This is a genomic window from Methanomassiliicoccales archaeon (genome assembly GCA_014361295.1).
Classification (GTDB): Archaea; Thermoplasmatota; Thermoplasmata; order Methanomassiliicoccales; family JACIVX01; genus JACIVX01.
Window position 1 is genome coordinate 1 of record JACIVX010000041.1, and the last position, 3,547, is coordinate 3,547.

Below are 3,547 nucleotides of genomic sequence, written 5' to 3' on the forward strand. Positions count from 1 at the left end.
ATCCCGCCAGAAAGAATTATTCTGCCCTTTCTGCATACAATTTCAATTTCAGTGTCTTTCTTCTCAACCCGCTCAACCTCATAACCAAGCTCTTTGAGAATTTTGATTGGGAAGCTTTTAATGACCTCGACGAGTTCTGCATCTCTCTTCAGCCCGATGACTATCTTCACTTCCGAAACGTCCTCAAAAACTTCAACCAGGTGCTTTTTTCCAAGTTCGAGCACGTAAATCTGCCTTACTTCCGCTCCTTGCTTTAGCAAAAGTTTGATTGGCTTTTCAGCGAGTTTTTGCAACTCTTGCTTGAATGCAAGGCCGAGTAGGTTTCTCAAATTCAAGGCTTCTCTTTCGAAGAGTTGAGCATAGTTCACGGCTTTTTTCAGTGCGTTTGTGTTGTTTGCGAACAATAGCACTCCATCCTTCTCGAAAAACTCTCTTAAAACCCCTTCCAGGCACATCACCTCCGACCCACTAGTGCATTATGGCGTAGCGTGCAGGCGAATATTTAATCTTACGAATTAAATAAAAATCTTAATTCCACTCCAGGTCCTCTCGAATAGGAATGAAGATAATGGCTTCTTGTTCTTCAGTTTTTAAGCTAATTATGGCTCCGTTGGATTTTAAACACTCTTCAAATAGCTTTTTGAGTTCCCTTTGACTGAATTTTCTCGCCTCATTGCCATTAATTTTAAAACTCTCATAATTTGTTTTTTCTTTTAGTTTTTGCTGCTCCGCTAGCTTTCTGACCTCGTCCTTGAGCTCGCCCCTGGCGTAGAGAACGAGGTCGGTTGCGTATTTGTAAGCTTCCCCAACGTTGTTCGTCTTCATGTTGATGAGGAGGAGCTCGGTGAGGTAATACGCTGCTCTCCTAACGTCCCCCATTGTCTTGCTCTTCTTCAGGCTCTCCGAATAAGTCAGGTTGAGCACTCCCGCAAGGTCTCTCTGGAGTTCCTCGATGCTCTGATAGCGCTCCTCCTTCCTCTTAGCGAGCATCTTCATTATTATCGGCTCGACTTTCTTCGCCTCTGGGTTTATTTCGCTCGGTGGAACCGGGTCGTCCCTGATTATGCCCATCATCACCTGGCTTAGTGAGCCCTCGAAGGGAAGCCTTCCGGTAACGAGCTCGTAGAAGATTACACCCAGCTGCCAGATGTCGGTTCTCTCGTCGGTGTGCCCGAACTTCCTGTCGATCTGCTCCGGGGCGGCGTAGAAGGGCGTGAAGCTTGCCGTCGTTGTCGCGCTCATGCTCTCCTCAAGGACTTTGCTCAATCCCCAGTCGGAAATCTTCGGGAGGCCGTTCTTTAGGAGCACGTTGCTCGGCTTAAGGTCACGGTGTACGATCTTCTTGGAGTGCGCGTACTTCAATCCTTCCGCGATGTTGAAGACTATGAGCGAGGCCTCCTCGAGGGGTAGTGGCTTGGGAAGCTTGGCCAGGGAGCTCTCGCAGTACTCCATCTCAAGGTAGGGGATCGGGATGACGTTCACGTCGTAGAGTTCAACGATGTTCGAATGCTTCAGGTGGAGCCAGTTGCTTATCTCCCTCACAAAGGCCCTACCGATGGCCGGGTCGAGAGTCTTGGGGATTTTGACAGCGACTACCTTTCCGTCCTTTCTCTTCGCCTTGTAAACCCTGGCGAAGCCGCCCTCCCCGATGTACTGCATCTCAGAATAAAGCTCGGTTAAGCTCTCAACCGGGTTGATAACCGGGGTGGAGGTCACCGGGGTCGGCGTTGGCGTTGCCCCAGCCCTTGCGGTCTTCACGACCTTAACGGGGACCCTCTTCTCGAAGCTCCCGGCGCTGGAGTTCACCTTAACGGTGAAGTCAAACTCGCCGAGGAACTTGGGCTTAACTGTAACGTCCTCGCCTATCGTCTTGCCCGGTTTCACCCTCGGGAACTCCACCTTCTCCTCGCTCAGCTCGAAGTAGTCTCTGTTGGCGCTCAGGTCAACGCTTACACTTATGTCACCGGAGAAGCGGTTGGTAACGAGTATTGACACCTCGTTCTCGGCCTTGTGGGCCATTTCGCTCGGAACCTCTATCCTCACACTCTTCCTGAGGAGCTCCTCCATCTGGCGCTCCTCTATGGTCGTTATGGCTTTTCTTATCTCCCCTCCGCTTTCTCCTATAACACCCGCTATGCTTAATGCCTCGGTGTAGAGTGCCAAAGCCTGGGAGTAGTTGCCCGAGAGCTCCTCCTCCCTTGCCCTCGCCGTCAGGTTCTCAAGCCTCGTCTTCAGCTCGGCTTTAATAGCTTCAAGCTTTCTTTCAGCGTTTAGCTCTTTTGCGAGCGGTTCGACATTGTCCATCAGCTCTTTGACCCTCTCGTAGTCCTTCCTCTCAACCGCCCCACTGATTTCGGCGAGGAGCTTCTCAAGCTCCCTCCTCTTCTTGTCCTCCTCGGCCTTCCTCTCGGCCAGGGATATCTTTTCTTTGACTTGTAGGCTTTTATGGCCTCAGCATACTTGCCTTCGGCGAGAAGAGCGTCCCCCTGAGAGAGTGCCTTTGAAAGCTCTTCCCCGAGCTTCGAGAGCTCAAGCTCGACCTCGGCCTTAACATCCCCGAGGTTTCTGGCCTTTTCAAGGGCCACTTTGAGTTTTTCGGCGGCTTTGATTAAATTCCCCTCAGCCCTGAGCTTCCTTGCCTCTTCAATGGCACTCTTGACTTCCCCGCGCAGGCGCTCCGCTTCTTTCTTTTTCTGAGAACGGTAGTACATTCCCGCAACGGCCCCAGCTAACGCGATAAGCATGAGGGCAAAAAGCGTTTGCCTCGTCTTCTTCGCCTGCTCTGCCTTCATAGCGAGCTGGTAGGCTGTAACGTAATCTCCTTTTTCAAAGGCGGCCTTTGCCTGTCCAAGGGTTTTTGAATCCGAGAGGAAGCCCTCGGCGTTTTTTATGGCTTTGAGGGCTTGGTCGTACTTTGAGTACTGCGTCTCAATATTTGCGTTGGAATCCCTGGGATTGACGTCCGTGGACTTTACCACGACATCCGGAGTCTCAATTTCAGCATTTTTGTTTCCTATATCGGCGTTTGTGGCTTCAACTTCGGCGCTGGAATCTTTGACCATATCAGAGTAAGGAAGCTCCCCGTTCTCATCGAGCCTGAGAACCCAAACATCTTTATAACCAGCGCCGAAGCTTACAGTCCAGCCTGCAACAATAATGTCCCCGTTTGGAGCGATGGCAACCGCGTAAGCCTCATCATAACTGCTTCCCCCGTAAGTCTTCGCCCACAAATCCGGCCTCCCCTCGGCCTTGGCCGCTGGCACGATTGTCAGGACGAGAAGTACCATTATGAGCGCCAGTGCCCTCCTCATAGCACCACCCTACTTAGCATAGTATAAGGCTACTCCCTCATCATGTCCTCTATTTCCTTAAGCCGTTTTCCAGGCTCGAGCTCCCTTCCCGCGGAGGAAACTATAAGCTCCTCTGCAGCCTCAATGGTCTCAACGTCAAAATTACCCGTCAATATGCTTTCACTAGTTAAGTCTAGCATTGTGTTTAAAGCTTCATCAATGTTTTCTACCTTGCCCATGGCCTTCTCAAACTCCAC

2 protein-coding genes and 1 pseudogene are annotated in these 3,547 nt (G+C 50.9%); all 3 read right to left on the bottom strand.

What is annotated here, in order from left to right:
* Positions 1 to 455: hypothetical protein (locus H5T41_10835; protein MBC7109254.1), on the bottom strand; the 455-nt coding region annotated here is incomplete at its 3' end.
* Positions 456 to 528: 73 nt separating this feature from the next.
* Positions 529 to 3,311 (bottom strand): annotated as a pseudogene (locus H5T41_10840) (protein kinase).
* Between the two features lie 29 nt (positions 3,312 to 3,340).
* A partial coding sequence (locus H5T41_10845) for a hypothetical protein (GenBank protein ID MBC7109255.1) occupies positions 3,341 to 3,547 on the bottom strand: 207 nt, incomplete at its 5' end.